Origin of the sequence: Bacillus sp. FDAARGOS_527, from assembly GCF_003812125.1 — a bacterium.
Classification (GTDB): domain Bacteria; phylum Bacillota; class Bacilli; order Bacillales; family Bacillaceae_G; genus Bacillus_A; species Bacillus_A paranthracis.
Genome location: NZ_CP033795.1, coordinates 2,553,062 through 2,576,862, shown reverse-complemented (window position 1 = coordinate 2,576,862; position 23,801 = coordinate 2,553,062). Strand labels below are relative to the sequence as shown.

Sequence of the window (23,801 nt, the reverse complement as noted above, 5' to 3'; positions counted from 1 at the left end):
TAGCTAAAAGTATAATATGATATTTCCCCTTGCAATCTATTGTAAGGACTTCACTGCACTATGTCTATTTAACAGCAAATTTAAAACCTCCATTTTAAGAAAATGGAGGTTTTATTATTATTTCATTTTTACAATTATTTTCCCCTTTGCTCTTCCAGCCTCTGAATATTCCATTGCTTTTTGAGCATCTTCAAAAGGGAAAACTCGATCGATTACAGGTTTGATTTTTCCGGCTTCAATATAGTTTGCGATAGTACGTAATTGATCTCCGCTTGGCTTCATAAATAAAAATGAATATTGAGCATTATGCTTTTTTTCAAGTGCAGTAAGTTTTTTACTTGCTAATGAAAATAAGAATGTTTTAAAAAATCCAGAACCGAATTCTTTACCGAAACGAGCATTTGGCATTCCTGAAACAGAAACAATGCTGCCGCCGCTTTTTATAATATCGAATGATTTTTCAAGTGTTGTACCACCAATGGTATCAAATACTGCATCATAATCTTTTAGTATTTCTTCAAATTTTTCTGTTTTATAATTAATAATTTGATCTGCGCCAAGAGACTTTACTAAATTTGCACCAGCCTCACTAGCAGTTGTTGTAACGGTAGCACCCATTATTTTTGCTAACTGAATTGCGAAAGTACCAACACCACCAGATCCAGCGTGAATTAAAATCTTTTGATTTTTTTGTAATTGCATAATGTCATGTAATGCTTGGTATGATGTTAAGCCAACAAGTGGAATTGAAGCAGCTTCTTCAAAACTTAAATTTTTCGGCTTTAAAGCTATGTCATCTTCATGAATGGCTATATACTCCGCAAAAGTACCAATCTTATTTTTTCTTGGACGTGCATATATTTCATCGCCGACTTTAAAACGAGTTACTTTTGATCCAACCTTTATGATGACACCAGCAAAGTCATTCCCAAGGATTAGGGGCATTTCATATTTAAGTAACATCTTTACTTTTCCATCGCGTATTTTAAAATCAATTGGGTTAATACTAGCTGCATGAATTTCTGCGAGCACTTCATGCTCATTTATTTCAGGAATAGGTACCTCGGCCATACGCATTGGGACTTTTCCGTACTTATCAATTATCATCGCTTTCATTTCTTATACCTCCAAATTTCAATAAAGTGAAACTTTAATCAGTGGGGGGTTCTTCATCCCCCACTGATTATCAGCCCTCACCAATCGGACTTTTATGGGCAGTTGATCCCCTATCTAAATTCTTTGCTTTCGCTGAATTCTGAGGTGGGGGTCTTACTGCCCGTTAAAGTGGGATAAAAGTTGTGCAATAGCTTTTCGATATCTAATACAAGATTTTTTAATAAACTTAATTTTGTACGTATATCAATATAATAAAAGTTTTTTGTACCTTCTTTTCGCATTAAAATAATACCGGCTTCTCGTAAAATTCTAAGATGATGTGATACAGCTGGTCGAGAAAGGTGTGTTTGTTTCGTAATTTCTCCTACACGTAATCCGGTTTGACATTCCGTTTCCATGAGAACTAACAAAATAGCTTGACGTGTTTCATCACCAATTGCCAATAATACTTTTTGTGAATCAATAAAATCTCTTTTTATAACATTTAATTGTTCTTGTTTATTCATTTCAATCACTTTACCTCCTGCTAATGAGTCGAAAGGTTTAAGATGATGGACCATTACTTCGATACGGTAATGCTACATGATTGTTGTATGAGCTGCAATATTGGGAAAGAAAATCGAGACGAATGAAATTTTATGAGTTGAAAATGGTAGGAGATAGAAAAGGCTTAATAATACATTGTTTACAGATGAGGATGGTTAAGTCATTGCACAAAAAATTAAGCGGTCGTAACCCTATATAATTTATAGGGTTACGACCGCTTATCATGTTTTTATTATTTTGAAGTGAGTTGTTTCGTTTTACTCTTTCATACATGCATAATTCAAGCAGATTATAGATGTATGAAAAAGTAAAAGTAATTTGGGGCGTAATCTATCTATATGATAATTTAAAATGAAATATAAGTCTATATCTTTGTTGTTTTTTTGATTATATTTATGTCACTGAGCTCAGAACAATGACGTGGAGGATAAGTATATGGAATTGAATTATGTACCAGTTTTAATTGTTGGAGGGGGATTATCAGGATTAGCGTCTGCGTTATTCCTTGCAAAACATAATATTGAATACTTGCTTATTGAAAGGCATCCGTCTACTGCAATTCATCCAAAAGCAGGTGGAATCACTTTTCGTACGATGGAGTTATTTCGAGAATTAGGTTTAGAACAAAGAATTAGATCGGCGGGTAAAACATTAGAAAATTGCCGAGGAAGAATAGCTGTTCATACAATAGCTGGGGCGAATAATGAAGAGTTGGCACAAATGAGGGCGAATCAGTATGAAAATGATGAAAAGTTACTTCAGAAAATAGAAGAGATTAGTCCATCAAAACAAACTGCTTGTTATCAAATTACTTTAGAAGAGATCATGTTACAAGAAGCGAGAACATTAGGCGGAGAATTATCTTTTTATCATGAATTGGTTTCTTATGAACAAAATGAGCATGGAGTAATAGCAACGATTCGGAATCGTGAAACGGAAGCAGAAATTATTTTTCATTGTGACTATATAATTGCAGCAGATGGGGCAAAAAGTAAAATACGTGAGCACTTAGGGATTAGTACCGAGGGCCGTGGAACAATTGGTGGTTATTATATGAATATTTATTTTGAAGCGGATTTAAGTGAATTTATACAAGGAGATGCATTTGGTTTTTCTATGGTACTTCATCCGGAAGTTCTCGGTGCACTCATTCCAGTCGATAATGCAAGAAGATGGATTTATCATGTATCCTACGATCCATTAAAAGGAGAGAGACCAAAAGATTTCACTATAGAACGTTGTAAACAAATTATTCAAACCGCAATTGGAAGCACAAATGTTAAGTCGGAAATAGTAAGTGTTTTACCGTGGAAAGCGGCTGAAAGTACTGCTACAAAATTTCAAGATAATCGCATTTTTTTAGTTGGTGATTCTGCACATATTATGCCGCCAACAGGAGGGTTTGGTTCCAATACAGGAATACAAGATGTGCACAATCTAGCCTGGAAATTAGCGGCTGTTATAAAAGGAAAGGCAAAACCAAAACTGTTAGAAACATATCATGAAGAGAGATATCCTGTTGCAAAATTAACGACAGATTATGCGAGTAGTTTACTGTTTCGTGCTGCGAATAGAGAGGAAGGCAGTCTGAATAATATGGACGGTTTAGCTGTTACAGTTGGATATCAGTATTGTTCAGAGGCGATTATAGATGACTCAGTCATTCCACATAGAATGGATAGCGTAGAGTTGAACGGGAGACCTGGAACGCGAGCGCCACACTTTTGGGGGATGTATAAAGGGAAAGAAGTTTCTATATTAGACTTATTTGGTAACAATTTTGTATTACTTACTGGAGTAGACAATAGTTCTTGGGCTGAAGCTGTATATGATGTTTCATCTAAATTAGGAATAAATATTAAACTGTATCGAGTAGGTGGAAGTGGAGACTTTATTGCTCAAGAAAATGTTTTTCGTGAATTATATGGGATAGAAAATGAAGGAACTGTATTAATTAGACCAGACGGCTTTATTGGATGGCGTTCGGAAAAAGCAGTGGTAAATCCAGATGTAATACTGGAGAAGGTAATGAGTAATTTATTATGTAGTTTTTAAGTAGCTATGGAAGTATATTGTTTTATATGCTTCACTTTACTGAAAAAATAATATTCACAAATTTTAATAGGTTTGGTATGATTAATTTCGACAAGTTAATCGAGGCCGGAGATATTTGAGATAAGCCATAAATTTATTTAAGGATACAGAAGTGTCCTCTAAATAATTTATGGCTTTTTTTATTGATGAAATGTAATCAATAGGAAGTTACATGTGAATAGGGGGGATATGGAAAATAAATAGTATAGTAATAACATAGGGGAATTATATTTGTAAGATTGGAATTTTAATATAAACTTATAAAAATGATGAAAGTATATCTTCTATTTCGTGTAAATCTCATTAACTTGTTGAAATTTGTAACGTAGGAAGGGTTAGAAGGATGAGAAAAATTATTAGCGTTTTAGTTATCTTCTTTATGACGGGAAGTATCTTTGCTGGGGGAGCTGTTCATGCGAAAGCAGAAGGAAAGCATGAGTGGAATAAGAATAAGTTTTTAAATATTGCACATCGCGGAGCAAGTGGACATGCACCTGAGCATACTTTTGCTTCTTATGATTTAGTGAAAAAAATGAAAGCGGATTATTTGGAGTTAGATATTCAATTAACTAAGGACGGCCAGTTGATTGCAATGCATGATACGGCAGTTGATCGCACGACAAATGGTACAGGTGAAGTACGAGATAAAACATTAAGTCAAATAAAGAGTTTAGATGCAGGATCGTGGTTCAATAAAGCGTATCCAGAAAAGGCTAAGCAAGAGTACGTTGGTCAAAAAGTTCCGACTCTTGAAGAAATTTTCCAAAAGTACGGAAGAAGCATGAAGTATTACATTGAAACAAAATCACCAGATGTGTATCCAGGAATGGAAGAGAAATTATTAGCTTTATTAGAAAAATATAATTTAATAGGTCAAAACATGTCTTCTAGCCGCGTGATGATTCAATCATTTAGTAAAGATAGTTTAACAAAGATTCATAGTATGAATGAAAATATTCCGTTAGTTCAACTGCTTTGGTATTATCCAAATGAAAACAATGAGATTGTTGAATGGTCTGGCATTACACATGAACCGAAACGTGTAACGAATGAAGATTTTCAAGAAATTAAAAAGTATGCAGTTGGTATTGGACCAAACTTACGTAATGATAACAGAGAATTAATTATTGATGAGTCATATATGAAAATAGCTAGAAATAATGGACTGCTAATTCATCCTTATACAATTAATGAGAAACCAGATATGAGATTGTTAATAAAATGGGGTGCTACAGGAATGTTTACAAATTATCCTGATCGATTACATAGTGTGTTAAAAGAAAAATAAATAGGAGAAAAGGTATACCGACATTTTGGTATACCTTTTTTTATTATGCTAGATTATAGTAATAGGATACATATTCTTCTAAACCTTCAACCTCATTTTCAGGTGGCTCAATGCCGCCCTTTCTACCGTAGCAAACATTTCTCAAGTATTCTCCAAAAATCATAGAGCGACTTTTTTCATTTTCCATCCAATTATATCTATTAATGATAAACTCACCATCGAAACTTGTATCAAATGTATATGGGATACAAGTAATAGTTTTAGGTAAATGTTTTTTTAATACTCGATATTGCCGACCAGCGCCTAAACTTTTGCAAACAAATAGTAGCTGATTAATCTTTGTGAAATCAAAAATCTTTTTCGCTTCCATTACATTCGCGATAGAATGGAGGGAGTTTTTCTCGAATAGGATAGCATCTTTTGGTACGCCATGTTCCATTAATTTAGTTACAATTACTTCTGCATCTGACAAATCTCCGTAATTCCAGCTCGGATGTTTCATGCCATGCAAACTAGTACCACCTGTAACGATAATTTGATTTCCTAAACCTTGTCGATAAGCTTCTAGAGGAGCTTGCCAATTGCCGGGATGAGAACCGCCGAAAACGAAAATAGCATCACATTTTTGTGTTGTTATTTCTTTTAGAAAAACGATTTCTGTAATTTGATCGATTTGTTTTTTCGTAAGAGTAGGGACATCAGGATATTTAGGTATTACCATGTGAAAACCTCCTATATAGTAAATGATAAATTCATTATATAGCGATTTTATTAAGTGAAAAAAGGGAAGCTTTTCATTTCAAAGTACCCCTTTTAAGATAACTCTCCAATAAACCAAATCTCTTTTTTATCGATTGCATCTTCATCATAAATGACTTCTTGAAAGTGTAAAATTTGGGCAGTAGGACAAATTGAAATTCCCCATGTTTTCCAAAAATCAATTTTATTTGAAAGAGAAATCCATTTTTGAAATTCATTATTTCTATTGAAAAAGTTATGAAAATAGTCATCGTTTTTGAATACGATAATTTGCGATTCCCATAAATTCTCTATAGAAATTAAAGTAACAACTCGATATGTATGTGTATCGCTCGGTTTTATTTTTATTAAATGGTTTGCTTGATTTAATAAGGTTTGTATACATAATCGTTTTACTTTTCTAGGCGTTTTACACAAATCGATAAAAGCTTGAGAAACTGGTAAAGGCATATACCAATATTCATCGTTATAGAAAGTAGAAGGGAACGTTTTTGTATGTTCCTCAATTTGTTTTATCATAGCGTTTGTTTTTCGTTTCATCCCACGTATTTTCTTTTCATGCATTGTGAGTCATCTCCATAAATTTTTGTAATGCAGCTGAGCGAAATATGTCTTTTCTAGTAATGAAAGTAGTAGGAACCTTTTTGAAGCTATTTGGTAAAGGGTTGAATGATATGTCATGTTCATGTCCCTTTAAAATTGATTTCATCATAATCGCTACGCCCATATTTGATTTTACACATGCAAGTATCGCTTCGATTGTTCCGAATTCTAATACTCGTTTAGGCGAGATGTCTTCTTCTTGAAGCCAGTCTTCTAATAAACTTCTATAATAGCAACCGTGACTAAAAGCGAGTAAATTCATATCTTCTATGTCTGTAAGAGAGGATAAAGGTTTTTTACTAATGAGAACCAATTCTTCTTCATGAAATACAGTTGTATGGAGTTCATTATGCTGAGTAGAGCCAGCTATAAACGCTCCGTCTAGTTTTCGCTCTAATACAAGCTTAATGAGTTGTTCAGTCGTATTTGTTTCCAAAATCAATTCGACTTCTGGGTACCTCTCATAGTAGGCCGTTAATATAGAGGAAAGCCTTACCGCAGTTGTAGATTCTGTACACCCAATTTTTAAAGTACCTTTAGGATCAGTTCCATTACTTTGAACCGCTTTTATAGATTGATCCATTAAGTGGATAATTTGTTTGGCGTACGTTAATAAAATCTCACCGTTAGAAGTTAAAGTTACACCTTTTCCGTTTCTGTAAAATAAAGGAACACCTAATTCATTTTCTAGTTGTTTTATACGCATCGTTACGCCTGATTGCACGTAGTTCAAATTTTTCGCTGCGCGAGAAATATTATTTTCCTTCGCGACTTCGTAAAATACAGTTAAATCTTTTATGTCCACGTATCATCCCTCCGAAAAGGTATCAATTTTTTTGATGGATTATATGATGAATCTTTATTTTATATGATATCAGAACTTTCATACAATGGAAGGGGGAGGGATTATTATGTTGATTGAAGAAAGGGTGAATAGTACTTATAAATGGGTTATGTTAATTGTTGCGACGATTGCTCAAACCACAGCGACACTTATAACGTATGGTGTCGGGGTTTTCGCTTTATTTTGGAAAGAAGAATATGCACTTACGAATACGGAGAGTGGATTATTAGTAAGTGTTGTAAATGTTGGACCGTTATTTTGTATGCTTTTTGTCGGTCGGCTACTTGATCAATATAATGAAAAAATATTAATTTCTATCAGTTCATTTTTGCTAGGGAGTTTGCTTTTACTGACTAATATAGTAAGTGGATTTAATGGGTTATTATTTGTACTTTTATTAATAGGAATGTTTTATAGTGTTTCCCAGCCAGGAGGAAGTAAAGTGATTTTAAAATGGTTCCGAAAAGAAAATCGCGGATTAGCGATGGGAATAAGGCAAGCGGGTATACCGATTGGTGGGGCGTTAGCGGGAGTGTTAATCCCGTTTCTTACCGTACAATATAATATGACTTACGCGATCAATAGTATCGCATGCATTTGTATAATTGGAGGGCTATTATTTTTTATGTTTTACAAAGAGCCATATGTTCAGGAGGAAGCGAGGAAAGGACATAATAACATTTCCTTTTGGATGGAGCTAAAAGTAGTGATATGCAAAAAAGAGTTGTATCCAATTTATATAACGGGTATTTGCATGATTTCATTACAAATGGTGTTAGTTGGACACTTCATGAAATTTTTAGCAGGGGAACAATCGATTACATTTATTGTAGCCGGAACAGTATTTTCAGTTATGTTCTTTTCTGGAATGATTGGTCGTATTGCATTAGCAACTATTAGTGATGTGTTGTATAAGGGGAATCGGCGTATACCTTTATTTATAGCTGTCTGCGCTTCTATCGGCTTGATGTTACTGTTAGTAATGAATATACATACAATAACGAGTGGAGTATTGTATGGTGTAAGTGCATTGTTAGGATTCTTTTCAATTGGATGGTTTAGTCTTTTTATAGCCGAAGTTGCTGAATTAGCAAGTGAAGAGTCTGTAGGAATAACAGTGGGTTTAGCGCTTACATTAAATCAAATTGCTATTATTGTTGCACCTGTTTTATTTGGTTATATTGTGGATGAGAAAGGGTATGCGTATGCGTGGTTATGTATAGTAGTATTGTTAAGTATCTCGGCAGTCAGTTTATATAGAAAAAACAAGAAAATAAAAGAAAGTTAGCAATGTAAATTTTTTATGAAGAAAATATAAAGAAATGCCGAGTGAGCGACATTTCTTTTTTTATTTGTTGTATAATCAAAGTATAAATGAGATTCATTTTCAATGAAGTTCATTGCCTGTAATTTTAGCTATAATGATTTGTTTTTCTTTATCGTTATTTACATGATTTATTTTGTTTGAAAATTTTTAGTATCATTTCCTTTTAAAGTTGTAATCTATTTTACTTAATATTAAATTATAACTATATTTTATTGTAGGATAATGAAACGTCATATCATCTAAACGATTGTTTTTATCTGTGTTTTTCATCTTAACAACTCCGTTTCTTATCTTGTGTAACAAATGTTACATAAGATGTTGAAATTATAGTAGGGTGCATCCGATTGTATGGTGGAAATTTTGCGGGAAAGAAATACAATAGAGAGTAGCCGAAAACTGAATATGAGAAAAAGGAATCTAGTTCATTTAGGTGAATAATAGGTAGTATTATAAAAAATTTAAAAATTAATAGATATAGAATAGAATGGATGCGCGTTAAGTGAAACTATATAAAAGAGGGTTCCTATTATGCTAAAGAAATGGTTAATCGTTTTCTTTGTTTTTGCTATTTTTTGTGGGAGTGTCGTTGCACTAATACATGCAAATAAAGGTAAGAAATATGATATAAAGGCATTTTCTAATGTAAATAGTAAGCAAAAGGACGATATGCAAGAAGTTGATGCAACTGAGAAAAAACGCTATGAAGCTGTAGCTGGAAAACTAGATCAATATTTAAAAGATAAAGGATTTAATGGGAGCGTTCTTGTAGCTAGTAAAGATCATGTGATTTTACGAAAAGGTTATGGATATGCGAATGTGAAAGATAAAGTAGTAACAACGCCAAGAACGTAATATCGTATTGGTTCTATTACGAAAACGGTCGTTGCAATATCTATTATGCAGCTAAAAGAAAAAGGGAAATTAAATATTGAAGACAATGTAAATAAGTATATTCCATCGTTTCCAGCAGATAAAAACATTACGTTACGAAATCTATTAACACACACATCTGGCTTGCCAGATCAAGGACAAGGTAGGGTGGATGCAGGGTCACGTTTAAAGTTAGTAACGTGGATTGGAGCGCAAAAATTGCAATTTCCTGCAGGGACAGGCTGGAAATATACAGACTATAATTATATGGTGCTTGCATATATTGTAGAAAAAATTACGAATAAACCGCTCGCTGAATACGTGAAAGAAAATATTTTTACTTCTGCTGGCATGTATGAATCTGGAATGGGGGCGACTCTCCCAGAAGATATTTTTTTAGCAGAAGGTTATACGAGAAAAGATAATGAATTAATAGCTGCCCCCCGCTTAAAAATGAACTGGTTGTATGGGTGTGGTGAAATGTATACAACTGTTGAAGATATGAAAAGATTAGATGAGGCAATAATGGATGGAAAGCTGTTATCTAAACAAAGTGTATTAGATATGTTTACTGCATCACCTGCAAGAAAATATGGATTTAGTTTCTATACGTATCCAGATTATTATCATAACCACGGGGTATTAGCAGGCTGGAATACTTTTAATAATTTTAACTGGGATAAAAAAACATTCGTCATATTGTTCTCTAACGTTCAAAATGGTATGAATGATACATTTAATCAAGAGTTTAGGAAAATGGCGAATGATTTAATAGAAGGAAACGGAGCATGAAAGAGAAAGAGCCTCTAGCGAGAGGCTCTTCTTTTTTATAAAGTTGAAAACTCTTCAACAAGTTCACTAAAACGATGTAATGCACTTTCAATCGGTTCTGGCGTAGTTAAATCAACACCAGCTTTTTTCAATAAGTTTAATGGGTAGTCTGAACTTCCGCCTTTAAGGAATTCAATATAATGTTTTTGAGCATTTGGATCGCCGCTCAATAACTTGTCGGCAATTTGGATTGCAGAAGCGAATCCAGTTGCGTATTTGTATACGTAAAATGGACGATAGAAATGCGGTATTCTAGCCCAGCCGTATTTTACTTCTTCGTCAAATACGAGGGAGTCGCCATTATATTCTCTAAACAAGTTTTCGTAAACCTCGCTAAAGGTTTGGGCATTTAATGGTTTACCTTGCTGTGCCATTTCATGTGTGATTTTTTCAAACTCAGCGAACATGATTTGTGTAAAGAAAGTGCCTTTAAATTTCTCGATGAAATGGTTTACTAAATGGTTACGTACGTTTGCATCTTTTGCTTCTTTTAATAAATGATGAATTAATAGCACTTCATTTACTGTAGAAGCGACTTCTGCGACGAAAATAGTATAGTGTGCAGAAATTCTTGGTTGATATCCGTGTGAGTAGTGCGTATGCATGCCATGCCCACATTCGTGAGTAAGGGTGAAAAGGCTATTTAAATCATCGTGATGATTTAAAAGAATGAATGGATGAACGCCGTATACACCAAAGTTATAAGCACCGGAACGTTTTCCTGGCGTTTCTCTTACGTCAATATAACGTTTATCTTTAAAGCTTTTTAATGTTTCAATATATTCTTCACCTAAAGGAGCTAGTGATTCAATCATGATGTCAAACGCGTTATCATATGGAATATCTTGTTTTATACCTTGTACTAAATCGACACTTAAGTCATATTGTCTTAGTTCATCGACATTTAATTTCTCTTTTCGAAGTTCATTATATGTATGTAAAGATTGTATGTTTTTTTTTGTTGTTTCAATTAAATTTTCATATACTTCTTTCGGAACCATGTCGCCAAATAATGATTTCTCTAACGCTGATGGATATTTTCTTAGCTTAGAAACAGTAACATTATTTTTAATAGCTGCAGATAAAGTAGAAGCGATAGAATTCTTTAATTGAACGTATGGTTTGTAATAAGCTTTATAGGCTTCTTTACGTTTTTCGCGGTTCTCATCTTCTATTAACTTTGCATACATTCCTCGTGTTAAAGTAACTTTTTCTCCATCATTAGTAGTCACTTCACCAAATAGTATATCTGCATTATTTAGCATGCCATATGTATGTTGCGGAGAGGAAAGTGCTTCGCCCATTTGTGATAAAATCTCTTCTTGGTCCTTATTCAATACGTGTTTTTTATAACGGTATAATTCAAATAAATCTTCTTTATAATATTGTAAGCCTTCAGCTTCTTCTATGTAAGTGTGTAATGTGTTTTCATCTACGCTAAGTAAGAATGGGGAAAAGAAAGATTTAGCCGCACTTACTTTCACGTGTAATTGTGATACTTTATCGACAAGAGATTGGGCGTCAGTATCGCGTGTATCAAGATCAGATTGTAATCGTGCATAAGCGAACATTAAAGATATTATGCTAGAAATTTCTTCACTCTTTGTTAAATAGGCTAATAAATTATTGCCATCGTGAATATTTCCATTAAACTCGTGTAGTTCTTTCGTTAATACTTCAATTTTATGAAAATCACTTTCCCAATCTTCAATGGTATCGTAAATATCCGTTAAATCCCATTTTTCTTTATCATCTACTTGTAGTCGATCTTTAAGTTCTGTCATAATCATTTCCTTTCTAAATATGTAGTTATATTTCTATATAACTATGAAATACAACAAATTGCAAAAAATCCCTGCTGAAAATTAAAAAGCCTTGCTAAAAGGCAAGGCTAAACAAATTATAATGTAATTCCGAATTTTGAATGTAAAAGGTTTTTATATTGCCCATCTGTAACTTTCTCTTTCGTTTTTTTACCGTTTTTCGCTATTGTGAGACTATCCTTCGTTAAAGAGGCATGCCCATCTTCAGTTAGTTTTACAATAAGAGGTACTTTGTTAAATGGTGAGCACTCATGTTCAACGATAATTTTTTGTGCTGCATTTGCTTTTTCTTCATCCACTTCTTCTATATAAAATGCATAGCCTAACGTCCAATCATCAGTAGAAGATTGATCCAAAAATTCATTGTTTTTACGCATCTCTAACATGTAGTTTCCTTTTTCGGTCATTTCTTTACAAATACGATAATCTCCTGTAACGGAGTGAATGACTTCACCTGAGAAAGGAACAGGTGCAAGAGGTAAGTATGATCCGAATCCTACTTCAATTAAGTAAAGTTCATTATGATGTGTTAAAACGGTTGCGATATGGCCAGAATCAACAGCCCATATGGAGTTTGCAGCGTTATAAACTGTTCCTGAAACGAGATGAACATCAAATCCAGCGTCTTTAAGGAAGTAATACATAGTAGGATTGAGTTCATAACAAAGACCGCCACGGTTGTTTACTAAAATTTTTTCTTTCAGATTGTCTTTAGATATTTGCGTAAAGTTGTTTTCGAGAACATTTAAGTTTTCAAATGGGACAGTTTGTGCCATCGCGTACATAATGTTAGGTAAATCTTCAAATGAAACTTTGTCTTTTTCTTCTATATGTAATCGTGCGAAAAATTGTTTTTGAAAGTCTGTCATAGAAACCCCTCCGTTAAACGATTTATATATATTGTATCTAATATCGCAAGAGGAAACATCTGCATATGTGCGTACGACTAAAGTATGACACCTTTACTTCTTGCTATACATATAGTATGATGATTTCAGTAAATTAGATTTCAATGACCATAATATAAAATAATGAGAGGTGCTTTTTGTGAGTGCGGTAGGTACTAAATAGGAAAAATTGAATGAAATAAATCGGATAAGAACAGGGGATTTTTATGTATACCATACCCCTAATTTTGTCATGGATTTATTTCGATACCTATGAAGATACCTACAATACTTTATAAAGCGTGTAATAAGGGGATTGCCATCCGTTTTTTATGGTTTATTTCCCCATATGTTATTACTCATGCCTTGTAAATGTAAAAGTTGCGGTATCCCCGCAGCTTTTTTGTGTATATTTTTAATGTTTAAAAAGGGTAATTGAATAATGTAGAACTCATTGGAATCTAATGAGTAGGTATCTTCATTTATGATAGAAATCAATCATAGTGAGGAGAAACAAAATGAATACGATGACTTTTGAAAAGTTACAATATAACGAATTAAAGGATATAGTGAAATCTTATTGTGTAAGTGGATTAGGAAAAGAATTAATAAATAAATTAGAGCCGAGTGCAAGTATAAAAGTAGTAAGGAATCGATTGAATGAAACAACCGAAGCGCGAGCTATATTAGATGCAGAAGGGCATGTTCCTTTCTTCGGTATTTCAAATATCGCAAGTACAATTCAAAAATTAGAAAAAGGAATGATTTTAGATCCAGAAGAGTTAGTAAGTGTTTCAGACTTTTTACGCGGATGTAGAAAGATTAAAAAATTTATGTTAGATAAAGAATTTTTTGCACCAGTATTAGCTTCTTATGCAAATTCAATGACTGAATATAAAAGTATTGAAGAGGAAATTAACTTTTCAATTAAAGGAAATAGTATTGATTCTGCCGCTAGTAAAGAGTTAAAACGAATTCGAAATAACATGGATTCGGTAGACGGGAAAATAAAAGAACGTTTAACGAAGTTTTTAAATAGCAGTGCAAATAAGAAGTATATTCAGGAGTTCTTTATTAGTAAAAAAGATGATCGTTATACGATTCCGATTAAATCTTCTTATAAAAATCAAGTTGCCGGAAGTATTGTTGAAGCGTCGGCTAAAGGTTCTACTGTATTTATAGAACCGCATACGGTTACAAAGTTAAATGCGGAACTGGCAAGTTTGAAAGCAGAAGAAGCGATGGAAGAATATCAAATTTTAGCGACTTTATCAGGAATGGTAGTAGAAAATATATATCATATAAAAATTAATATGGAATTAATTAGTCAGTATGATATGGTGTTTGCGAAAGCGAAGTTTAGTAAATCGATTGATGGAATAGAGCCGAAGTTAAATGATCATGGCTACGTTCATTTAGTAAATTGTAAGCATCCGCTTTTAAGTGGAAAAGTAGTACCATTAAACTTTGAAATCGGTCAAAACTATCGTAGTTTAATTATTACAGGGCCGAATGCGGGCGGGAAGACAATTGTGTTAAAGACGATTGGATTGTTAACATTAGCGACAATGTCAGGTTTGCATATTGCCGGAGATAAAGAAACAGAAATTGCTATTTTCGAAAATGTATTTGTAGATATTGGTGATAATCAAAGTATCGAAAATGCACTAAGTACATTTTCATCACATATGAAAAATTTATCTGAGATTATGAGGATGTCAAATAATAATACGTTGCTATTATTTGATGAAATAGGAAGCGGGACTGAACCGAATGAAGGAGCAGCACTTGCAATTTCTATTTTAGAGGAGTTTTATCTTGCAGGATGTATTACAGTTGCGAGTACGCATTACGGTGAAATTAAACGCTTCTCAGAAATGCACGATGATTTCATGAACGCAGCAATGCAATTTAATAGTGAGACGCTAGAACCGCTTTATAAATTAGTGATCGGTAAATCAGGTGAAAGTAATGCACTTTGGATTGCAAATAAAATGAACGTAAGAGAACGTGTACTGAAAAGAGCGAAAGAGTACATGGAAAATAAAGAATATACTTTAGAAAAAGTGAATGAAAGTAAAATTAGAAAGCCGAAATTCCTGCAAGAAAAAAGAGAAAATCATTACGAGTATAAAATTGGCGACCGTGTAAATTTATTGGATCATGATGATTTTGGTATCATCTATAAGGAAAAAGATAACTTCTATAATGTCGTTGTATATTATAACGGTGAATTCATTGAAGTGAATGTAAAACGTATTACTTTAGAGGTATCAGCAAAAGAATTATATCCAGAGGGATACGATTTAAATACGCTATTTGTCGATTATAAAGAAAGAAAAATGCAACATGATATTGAGCGGGGATCGAAAAAAGCACTTCGTAAAATTCAAAAAGAAATGAGAAAGAATAGAGGATAATCCAGAGTGGTAACGATTAGACAAGAACGACAAACCGATTATAGAAAAACGGAAGAAGTTGTACAACAAGCATTTTTAAATGAAGAATTTAGTGATAAAAAGGAACATGAACTTGTAAAACGTATTAGAGAGTGTGACACATTTATTCCAGAGTTATCAATCGTTGCAGTAGATGAAGAAATAGTCGGTCATATTATGTTATCTAAAATTACGATAGAGCAAGATGGAGCTTCTGTAGATTCATTAGCGCTTGCACCAGTATCAGTTGCTAGGGGCTATCAGAAAAAAGGAATTGGTGGAAAGCTTATAGTAGCTGCGTTAGAAAAAGCGAAAGAACTTGGATACGGATCAGTTGTAGTATTAGGACATCCAGAGTACTATCCGAAATTTGGTTTTAAGAAAGCCAGTGAGTGGAATATAAAAGCACCATTTGAAGTGCCTGAAGAAGTGTTTATGGTAATGGAATTAACAGAGAATGCTCTTGAAAGTGTAGAAGGAGTTGTACAATATTCGAGTGCATTTGCTGAGTAGGAGTATCGGTTAAGAAATATAATCATAAAAGATGCTATCTTTTTGTATGGATATACAGAAAGGTAGCGTTTTTTATTAAGCAAAGCTACTTACATATATTTTGCTCAATGAATAATTGAGGTGTTAAAATTGAGATAGAAATGTAAAGGGAGAGAAAAAAGAATGAAGAATCGAGAAACAGATAGCAACGTAGTTACGTTATATGTTACAAGACATGGTAAAACAATATTAAATACGAACCATCGCGCGCAAGGTTGGGCAGACTCTCCGTTAGTAGAAAAAGGTGTGGAAGTTGCCTCTAATTTAGGAACGGGATTAAAAGATATTCATTTTACAAGTGCGTATAGTAGTGATAGCGGCCGCGCGATTGAAACTGCTAATTTAGTATTAAAATATAGTGAGCAATCAAAATTGAAACTTGAGCAAAGAAAAAAATTACGAGAATTAAATTTTGGTATTTTTGAAGGTGAAAAACTTGATAATATGTGGGATGCGGTTGGAAAAGCTGCAGGCGTTGCATCACCAGAAGAACTTATGAAGTTTTCTATTCAAGAAGTTATTGATCTTATTAGAGCAGCAGATCCTACGAAACAGGCGGAAGATTGGGAATTATTTTCTACTCGTATAAAAGCAGAGATAGATAAAATTAGTGAAGAAGTAGCTAAAGATGGCGGCGGTAACGTTTTAGTTGTCGTTCATGGGCTGTTGATTACTACCTTAATAGAAATGCTAGACAGTAATAAAACAAAACTTGGAGTGGAAAATGCTAGTGTGACGAAGATTGTATATCAAGATGGAACATATACAGTCGAGTCAGTTGGAGATATGAGTTATGTTGCAAAAGGGAAAGAAAGTGTGGAAATATAAAAATATCTCAAATAGAGATAAGAAAAGGAAGGTAGAGAAATCTAGCTTCCTTTTTATTTTATGAATTATGGGATTAATAAAATCTTCCCTGTACTTTTTCTGCTCTCTAATAATTTATGAGCACGGGCACCGTCTTGTAAAGAGAATGTAGTAGGACTTGCAATGTTTAATTTTCCACTTGCGATCCAATCAAATAATTGAGTAGAGCGTTTTTTTCGTTCTTCAAAAGTAGTAAGCACATTCCAAAGGTCTCCACCAGTTAAAGTTTTTGAAGTATCCATAAGCATGCGTGGATCAACGGGAGCAGGATTACCGCCAGCCATTCCGAAAAATACGACAGTACCACCAACTTTAGTAGCGTTAAAACTTTCCTCAAGTGTAGAGCCTACTGATTCATATACAACATTTACCCCGGTACCATTTGTTATTTCAAGTACTTTCGTAGCCCATGATTCCGTATATAAAAATACGTGATCGGCACCAGCTAATGTGGCTACTTTTCCTTTTTCGTTTGATGAAGTTAGGCCGATTACTTTTCCGCCTAGCAGTTTAATCATTTGAATAAGAAGTTGACCAACGCCACCAGCCGCAGCATGGATTAAAGCTGTGTCACCTTGTTTTAGTTGATAGCTATCTTTCGTTAAATAATGTGCTGTTAAGCCTTGCAATAAGACAGAAGCGGCTGTTTCAAAAGAAATTGAATCTGGAAGCGGGATTGCTTTTTCTGCTGGAACGGCAACTAATTCTGCATTTGCAAATGGAACATCAGCAAATGCAATACGGTCTCCAGGATTGATATTTGTAACGTTAGCTCCTACCTCTTCAACAATACCAGCACCTTCATAACCTAATATATAAGGTGGGTTTCCAGCGAGATGATAATCGCCGCGGCGTCTGTAAATATCAGCAAAGTTTAATCCAATTGCTTTTGTACGGAGAAGAATTTCATTTGGATTTATGATTGGATCATGTATTTCTTTATATTGTAGTACATCTGGACTTCCAAACTGTTCGAAACAAAGTGCTTTCATATGGAATACCTCCATTATATTGTTTGTCGATGCTCTTTATCATACAATACAAATATCAATAGAAAAAGAGGATTATTTCGATGAAATCAATCGGGAATTTCGATTGAAAAGAGGGATGATAAATGGAGATAAAACAATTAATTACCTTTAAAATCGCCGCGGACACTTTGAACTTTACCAAAACTGCGAAGAAATTAAACTTTGCTCAATCAAGCGTAACGGCGCAAATTAAAACGTTAGAAGCTGAGCTAGGTACGCCGTTATTTGAAAGATTAGGGAAACGTCTTTTCTTAACCGAAGCAGGAAGAAAGTTTCAACTATATGCGGACAAGATAATCGTACTTAGTAACGAAGCGAAGACGGCTGTGAAAGATGATGAAGAAATAGCTGGTACGTTAACCATTGGTGCGCAAGAAAGCCAATGTACATATAGACTTCCTTCTATATTAAAGAGATTTAAAGCACAATTTCCTCAAATAAAACTTATATTTAAACCCGCACATTCCAATAAAGATGCGAAGGAACAATTGATGGAAGGAAAAGTCGATCTTGCATTTATTTTGGATGAATGTAAAACAGAAGATGCTTTACATGTTGAGCCGCTTATGAAAGAAGAATTAAAAGTAGTAGCTGCTCCAGGGCATCATTTACTCCAGCAAACTTCTGTTTCGATAAAAGATTTAGAGACGGAAACACTTTTATTAACAGAACTAGGGTGCTCATATCGGACTTTATTTGAAGAGTTATTTCGCATCCAAGATGTGTATCCAGCAAATAAGATTGAGTTTGTTAGTGTAGAGGCAATAAAACAATGTGTTATTGCAGATTTAGGTATAGCCGTTTTACCGGCGATAGTAGTAGAAAAAGATATACGAGAGGGGACGATAAAAGAGTTACATCTAGAAAATACTATCAATCCAATTTTTACACAAATTGCTTGGCATAAAGATAAATGGATGACAGTGCCACTGCAGCAATTTATTGATGTAACAAGGGAGTTCTTTACAACGGATTAAGTGGAGAAATATTTATTTTATATAAAAGAATAAATGGCAATTTTGTATAAAAAACCGATGCTTGCATGAAATGAGTATCGGTTCTTTATGTTTTAAATAAAGGATGTTTTCAAATGTGTATTTCTCAACTTTTTTTCTTACAAGGGTAAGTAAATTTCTTCGTATATTCCAATAATCGTAAGGGAATTTACAACTTTTATTCGTTTCTGTAAGATGCCTCTAGGCAGCATGAAAGGAGGGGCGTACATAGGGGATAGATATACGTACTTATTTTGAGGGAGGAGATTTACAATGTTTAAAAAGTTAATGAAAGTATGTGTGTTAAGTGTAGCAAGTGTAGGGGTATTATTTAGTTTTCAAGGAAGTACATTTGCAGCTACCGATCTGAGTAGTTATTATGACGGGAAAAATCCAGCAACAACAAAAGTATACGGGGGAAGTACAACGTGTGATGCAGATGGATTTAATGCAAAGTCTACAGCGGTATACGAAGGTAGTAAAAAAGTAGGGACAGTGTATTTACGTTACAGTAATAAATGTCATGCAGCTTGGGCTAAGTTTGTTTTAGATCAACCAGCACCAGCTGTTTCGGGAGGAGTGTATGCGTACGCTGTTGTGAATAAATATAAAAATGGTGTGTTTCAAAAATCAGTCACTTCCAATCAAGGAAATGGCACAATTAAAACTGGTCAAACGAGTACTTATACAGGAATGGTATTTGATTTAACTGCTGATTTCGGATACACAGCAGATGCTGAAGCAGTTACGTTTAATAACGGTTACGGGAAAACAGCACGTTATTAATAAAGGAGTGAAATTATATGAAGCTATTAAAAAAGGTGAGTGCATGTTTATTGTTATCTTTACTCGTTGTAACTAGTATGTTTAGTACGACTAATAGCGATAAAGCATACGCAGAAGACCACTCATATGATGGGAAAAGTCCTTATTATAATAGCTGTGATCAATCCGCAGTAACGAAAGAGAAGAAGTGGATTGATTCAAATTCTTATGTGGAATTAAAATTTAGCACGACGTGTAAAACAGCATGGGCAAAAGTTACTGTAACTCGCCTGGCAGTTTATAATAACGAAGCTGATGCAAGAATTGTTAGAAAAACAGATGGAAAGGCATATACTTGCGGAAGTGCTGGAGGAAATGGTGTTGTAAATAAAGGGCAAACATCATGCTATACACCAATGGTATATGATTTAGATCCAAGAAAGGCACAAGCACAAGGGAAACATGCTATACCAAATAGTGATGCTTATAATTATGCCGAGACTATTTGGTATTGATGAGGATATGGAGATTGTAAGGTAGAATATTTTAAGAGCATGTTTTGATTGGTTTTCAAAACATGTTCGATTTGTATTCATCCTAAGCTTTTTGATATCAACTAATCAGGTCTGTATCAGGAGGAACATATCCAAGGTGTCTAGCCATAGATACAATTTGTCCTTTATGGTGAAACTCATGCGTCTCCGTATGAGTTAAAAGCCATAGCGGAGTTGTACTCCAAGGCTCTTTTTGCCACTTTACTTCATTTGCAATATTTTCAAGCCATCGGTCATTGTATTCATCTAAAAAGCGTTGTACGGTCTCATCTACTAACTTAAATCTAGCACGAACTTTTTCTACATCTGCATGTTCAATTTCATAATTACTAGCAAATGAAAAATCTGCTCGCTTTTGTTTAAATGCGAATGATCCAAGCCAGTATCGGTAGCAATCGGCTACATGAATATGTGTCTTTATAATGCTACCGCTCCCGAAATTCGGAACAGTGCTATGTAATTTTTCTAATGGGATTTCTTCTAAAAATGTGAATAGAGTTTCTCTTGTAGCGCTAATAAGATTATATTGCTGTTTTAAAACATGTAACATGAAATTAACACTCCCCTTTTACTTACTAAACTATTTGTGTAGTAAGTAATTCTATATTTACGAGGGTGGAACCTTTTTATTATTTTTACTAAGCATATTAGATGTATTTCTTCATTGTTTCTGATAGATTAAACAAGGTGAAAGTTTAATAAATTGAACATTTTAAGTTCATAATAAATTGAACATGGAGAAAGGGAACGATAAAATGAATAGACTAGTTGGCTTAAAACAATTTGAAATAACGCGCGGTGCGTTACTTACATTTATGGAGACGCTAGATGATAAAACTGCAGATACGCAGCCAAAGGGTTTTAACAATACAATTCGCTGGCATATCGGTCATGTGTTAACGGCAGCAGAAGTTTTCATGTTTGGAAAAGAATTCAAACAATTACCAACGGAATATCCAGGTATGTTTGGATATGGATCAAGACCATCTAAATGGACAACAGCAGGACCATCGTTAGAAGTGTTAACGGTTCAATTAAAAGAACAAGCAAAACGTATTAAAGAAATTCCAGCAGAAGCATTTGAAAATAAACTGCCAGAGCCGTTCCTAGGACTAGAAACAGTAGGGGAACTTTACGGTATGATGCTTTATCATGAAGCTGATCATATTGGGCAAATGAAGGCGATGGAACGTATTATTAAAGCTCTTTAGTCTTAATTGCATATAACGAGCAATACAGGTGTAATGTTAAATAATATATACAAAAAAGGTAGATAAATTATTATCTACCTTTTTTGTATAACTTCTTGAAGGATTAGGGATTATCATCGTGATACTGATGAAGGAGGGAGAAAAAACAATATATAAGGATAAAAAAATATTATTTTTATGATGGATTATTAATTATAGTATCCCTAAATATGGAATATGCGTATAATAATAGAGAGGAACTAGAAAGAGGGGTGAATACTATGATTACATTAGAACAAAAGCTGGAGCAATATACACATACATATGCACAGTTAAAGGGAGAACTAAAATGGAAAACGAGTGATTCTCGAACAGGAATGATGATTGCTGCTATGTATGCAAGTAGTGATAAATTGCTTGATCTCGGACGTTTTTTAGAAATTAGTAGTTATATTAAGAATGAGGTAGGGATGTTTTCATACTTAAAGTCTTATCATCGCTTTGTAGTGGCCGCAACATTAGATATTCACTTTACAGATTATAAGAAAGCTTTTCGAGAGTTTTTAGACTTATATGAACAATTGGTCGCTGGTGGCTTTAGCCGCAGTATATTTACTTATCTTGCAGCAGCTGTGCTTTTAACAGAAGATAATGAGCATCATGGCACGCACATTCAGCGTTCGATGCAAGTATATAAACGTATGAAAGAGGATCATCTTTTCCTAACAGGTACAAATGATTATCCGCTCTCCGTTTTATTAGCAGGACAATCAGAGCATGTAGAAACACTTATGGACCGAGTGGAGCGTCTTTATCAGAAACTAGCAAAAGCTGGCTTGCGCAAAGGGAATGACCTCCAATTTCTAAGCCATATTCTTTCACTAAAGAAGGATGTCCGGGAAGAAATATTAGTTGCAACATGCACAAACATATGGAATTTGTTAAAGCAAGAAAAGGTAAAAGTGAAACAGATGCATTACCCAGCAATCGGGCTATTAGCGTTACTTGAGGATGGAGAAAAAGAGATTCATTCTATTAAAGCGTTGATTGAAAAATTGCAGGGAGAGAAATTATTCCGTTGGCATACAGATACGAATATTCTTATTGCTATTCAATTGTTCGTAAGTCAGAAAGGTGAGGAAAGTAAAGCTACTAACACAGGTTTACAAACTATGATAGAAGTCCTTATCCAAGCACAACAAGCAGCTATGATGGCAACGATTGCCGCTTCATCTGCAGCAACATCTTCAGCTAGTAGTAGTTCCTAATGTGCAACTGCTTATGCTATTGTAAATTATAACTCCTTTAATAAGGACGGTTTAAAAAATATTACTAAAAAAAGCCCATCACCCTCTAATGAGTGATGGGCTAACTGTTTTTACATAATCAGTATTATCTTTTCGACTGCTTCAAATGTTTGAGTTGTGTAACAATCATAATGCTAATAACAACGAGTAAAAACCATGAGCTGATTTTACTTAAGTGAACGAGATTCCAAGCTTCCCGTTGATTTGGATATTGCCATGCACCGAAAAATGTTGCGATGTTTTCTGCAATCCAAATAAAGAATCCGATAAGAAAAAAAGAGAGAACGAGCGGCATTTTATATGTAACGCCTCGTAATGAAAATTCCACAAATGTTCGAAAGAAAACGATGAATAGAAGTAACGTTAAGAACCATCTAAAATCGTATAGAAAATGATGTGTGAAAAAATTGAAGTAAATCATTGCTCCTAGAGGTATTACAAAAATAGCTTTCGGCCAATGATACATTTGTAAATGTAGTCTTCTCCACGCTTGGCATATGTAACTTGCAACACTTGCATACATAAAGCCGCTGTAAAGTGGAACTCCAAAAACCTTTGAATATGCCTCTTCCGGATAACTCCATGAACCGAAATGAACTTTATATATTTCTAGTAAAAGGCCGATGAGGTGGAAGACAGTAATTACTTTTAATTCGTCTTTCGTCTCAAGGCCAGTCTTGTACATAACCCACTGCATAAGAAGGCATACGATGAGTATGAAATCGTAGCGGTATAACCCTGGAATCAAAACGATTTTTGAAAGAGCTAGTGTTAAGAAAATAACGACTGGGAATAAGCAAGATAATGCTTGCTCGTAAGTGAAGTGTAGTAGTTGTTTTATATATAACATTGGGTCACCTTCGGTATTTTTATTTGAAAACTCAAAATAATGATTAAGTATACTACACTTTTAAAAATAAGCTAGTATTCTATTTTGCGTGTATTTGTAAGTTTTGGAAGGGAATTGTAATAAGTATTTTAATATTTAGCGAAGTGAAAAAATAGTTTGCTATTTAAAAAAAGTGGCGATATAATATCTAAATGAAATTGATAATTATTATCAATAATAATTACAAATAAAAAATATTTATAAAAAAACAACTGAATATAAAGG

Annotated in this window: 21 protein-coding genes and 2 pseudogenes; 12 read left to right on the top strand and 11 right to left on the bottom strand. The window is 34.0% G+C overall.

Annotated elements, in window-relative coordinates:
• Positions 1–117: 117 nt before the first annotated feature.
• Together EGX95_RS15855 and EGX95_RS15850 are read right to left on the bottom strand one after the other, a co-directional pair.
• A complete protein-coding gene (locus tag EGX95_RS15855; protein ID WP_000646400.1) occupies positions 118–1,116 on the bottom strand; it encodes an NADP-dependent oxidoreductase in 999 nt (332 codons plus the stop codon).
• A 110-nt stretch (positions 1,117–1,226) separates the two neighbouring features.
• On the bottom strand, positions 1,227–1,631 hold the full coding sequence (locus tag EGX95_RS15850; protein ID WP_000571889.1) for an ArsR/SmtB family transcription factor: 405 nt from the start codon (positions 1,629–1,631) through the stop codon (positions 1,227–1,229).
• Positions 1,632–2,097: 466 nt separating this feature from the next.
• On the opposite strand from EGX95_RS15850, the gene EGX95_RS15845 reads away from it, so the two are divergent.
• Complete coding sequence (locus EGX95_RS15845; RefSeq protein ID WP_000422616.1) at positions 2,098–3,717, top strand: FAD-dependent oxidoreductase; 1,620 nt, start codon at positions 2,098–2,100, stop codon at positions 3,715–3,717.
• 382 nt (positions 3,718–4,099) lie between these two features.
• Complete coding sequence (locus EGX95_RS15840; RefSeq protein ID WP_001226331.1) at positions 4,100–5,044, top strand: glycerophosphodiester phosphodiesterase; 945 nt, start codon at positions 4,100–4,102, stop codon at positions 5,042–5,044.
• Positions 5,045–5,087: 43 nt separating this feature from the next.
• On the opposite strand, the gene EGX95_RS15835 is transcribed toward EGX95_RS15840, so the two are convergent.
• From EGX95_RS15835 to EGX95_RS15825, 3 genes are all read right to left on the bottom strand, one after another.
• Positions 5,088–5,765 carry a YdcF family protein gene (locus EGX95_RS15835; protein ID WP_000236557.1) on the bottom strand — a complete coding sequence of 226 codons (678 nt, stop codon included), beginning with the start codon at positions 5,763–5,765 and terminating at the stop codon, positions 5,088–5,090.
• Between the two features lie 92 nt (positions 5,766–5,857).
• Entirely contained in the window at positions 5,858–6,367 is a 510-nt protein-coding gene (locus EGX95_RS15830; RefSeq protein WP_000544594.1) for a DUF3916 domain-containing protein, read from the bottom strand.
• Entirely contained in the window at positions 6,360–7,211 is an 852-nt protein-coding gene (locus EGX95_RS15825) for a LysR family transcriptional regulator (RefSeq protein ID WP_000351713.1), read from the bottom strand. Before EGX95_RS15825 ends, EGX95_RS15830 begins: the two co-directional genes overlap by 8 nt.
• A gap of 106 nt (positions 7,212–7,317) precedes the next feature.
• Between EGX95_RS15825 and EGX95_RS15820 the strand changes: the two genes are divergently transcribed.
• Positions 7,318–8,538 (top strand): MFS transporter, encoded by a 1,221-nt coding sequence (locus tag EGX95_RS15820; protein ID WP_000904353.1) that lies wholly within the window; start codon positions 7,318–7,320, stop codon positions 8,536–8,538.
• 99 nt (positions 8,539–8,637) lie between these two features.
• Here the strand turns inward: EGX95_RS15820 and EGX95_RS30810 are convergent.
• A pseudogene (locus tag EGX95_RS30810) lies at positions 8,638–8,847 on the bottom strand (hypothetical protein).
• A gap of 258 nt (positions 8,848–9,105) precedes the next feature.
• On the opposite strand from EGX95_RS30810, the pseudogene EGX95_RS15810 reads away from it, so the two are divergent.
• Positions 9,106–10,239: pseudogene (locus EGX95_RS15810) on the top strand (serine hydrolase domain-containing protein).
• Between the two features lie 35 nt (positions 10,240–10,274).
• On the opposite strand, the gene pepF reads toward EGX95_RS15810, so the two are convergent.
• Together pepF and EGX95_RS15800 are read right to left on the bottom strand one after the other, a co-directional pair.
• Positions 10,275–12,062, bottom strand: a complete 1,788-nt coding sequence (pepF, locus tag EGX95_RS15805) for an oligoendopeptidase F (RefSeq protein ID WP_000137571.1) — start codon at positions 12,060–12,062, stop codon at positions 10,275–10,277.
• 116 nt (positions 12,063–12,178) lie between these two features.
• The gene (locus EGX95_RS15800; RefSeq protein ID WP_000129181.1) at positions 12,179–12,970 is read right to left on the bottom strand and encodes an arylamine N-acetyltransferase family protein; all 792 of its coding nucleotides are present in this window, start codon (positions 12,968–12,970) and stop codon (positions 12,179–12,181) included.
• A 536-nt stretch (positions 12,971–13,506) separates the two neighbouring features.
• On the opposite strand from EGX95_RS15800, the gene EGX95_RS15795 reads away from it, so the two are divergent.
• The 3 genes from EGX95_RS15795 to EGX95_RS15785 all read left to right on the top strand — a co-directional run bounded on the left by EGX95_RS15795 (position 13,507) and on the right by EGX95_RS15785 (position 16,806).
• Positions 13,507–15,408 (top strand): endonuclease MutS2, encoded by a 1,902-nt coding sequence (locus EGX95_RS15795; protein WP_001095176.1) that lies wholly within the window; start codon positions 13,507–13,509, stop codon positions 15,406–15,408.
• Between the two features lie 6 nt (positions 15,409–15,414).
• Positions 15,415–15,939 (top strand): GNAT family N-acetyltransferase, encoded by a 525-nt coding sequence (locus EGX95_RS15790; RefSeq protein WP_000256497.1) that lies wholly within the window; start codon positions 15,415–15,417, stop codon positions 15,937–15,939.
• 162 nt (positions 15,940–16,101) lie between these two features.
• On the top strand, positions 16,102–16,806 hold the full coding sequence (locus EGX95_RS15785; protein WP_000797122.1) for a histidine phosphatase family protein: 705 nt from the start codon (positions 16,102–16,104) through the stop codon (positions 16,804–16,806).
• 65 nt (positions 16,807–16,871) lie between these two features.
• On the opposite strand, the gene EGX95_RS15780 is transcribed toward EGX95_RS15785, so the two are convergent.
• Positions 16,872–17,837 (bottom strand): quinone oxidoreductase family protein, encoded by a 966-nt coding sequence (locus EGX95_RS15780; protein ID WP_000645253.1) that lies wholly within the window; start codon positions 17,835–17,837, stop codon positions 16,872–16,874.
• Positions 17,838–17,959: 122 nt separating this feature from the next.
• On the opposite strand from EGX95_RS15780, the gene EGX95_RS15775 reads away from it, so the two are divergent.
• The 3 genes from EGX95_RS15775 to EGX95_RS15765 all read left to right on the top strand — a co-directional run bounded on the left by EGX95_RS15775 (position 17,960) and on the right by EGX95_RS15765 (position 20,151).
• The gene (locus tag EGX95_RS15775; RefSeq protein WP_000403846.1) at positions 17,960–18,853 is read left to right on the top strand and encodes a LysR family transcriptional regulator; all 894 of its coding nucleotides are present in this window, start codon (positions 17,960–17,962) and stop codon (positions 18,851–18,853) included.
• Positions 18,854–19,144: 291 nt separating this feature from the next.
• Positions 19,145–19,657, top strand: coding sequence for a YjfA family protein (locus EGX95_RS15770; RefSeq protein WP_000473749.1), 513 nt, complete (start codon positions 19,145–19,147; stop codon positions 19,655–19,657).
• A 17-nt stretch (positions 19,658–19,674) separates the two neighbouring features.
• On the top strand, positions 19,675–20,151 hold the full coding sequence (locus EGX95_RS15765; RefSeq protein WP_000771169.1) for a DUF2690 domain-containing protein: 477 nt from the start codon (positions 19,675–19,677) through the stop codon (positions 20,149–20,151).
• Between the two features lie 97 nt (positions 20,152–20,248).
• Here EGX95_RS15765 and EGX95_RS15760 read toward each other — a convergent pair whose 3' ends face one another.
• The gene (locus EGX95_RS15760) at positions 20,249–20,740 is read right to left on the bottom strand and encodes a DinB family protein (protein WP_000903458.1); all 492 of its coding nucleotides are present in this window, start codon (positions 20,738–20,740) and stop codon (positions 20,249–20,251) included.
• A 184-nt stretch (positions 20,741–20,924) separates the two neighbouring features.
• On the opposite strand from EGX95_RS15760, the gene EGX95_RS15755 reads away from it, so the two are divergent.
• Together EGX95_RS15755 and EGX95_RS15750 are read left to right on the top strand one after the other, a co-directional pair.
• A complete protein-coding gene (locus tag EGX95_RS15755; protein WP_001992886.1) occupies positions 20,925–21,401 on the top strand; it encodes a DinB family protein in 477 nt (158 codons plus the stop codon).
• A 209-nt stretch (positions 21,402–21,610) separates the two neighbouring features.
• Positions 21,611–22,648, top strand: coding sequence for a DUF4003 domain-containing protein (locus EGX95_RS15750; protein ID WP_002028115.1), 1,038 nt, complete (start codon positions 21,611–21,613; stop codon positions 22,646–22,648).
• 124 nt (positions 22,649–22,772) lie between these two features.
• Here EGX95_RS15750 and EGX95_RS15745 read toward each other — a convergent pair whose 3' ends face one another.
• Positions 22,773–23,537: a DUF817 domain-containing protein gene (locus tag EGX95_RS15745; protein ID WP_000965750.1), complete on the bottom strand. Its 765-nt coding sequence runs from the start codon at positions 23,535–23,537 to the stop codon at positions 22,773–22,775.
• Positions 23,538–23,801: the final 264 nt, after the last annotated feature.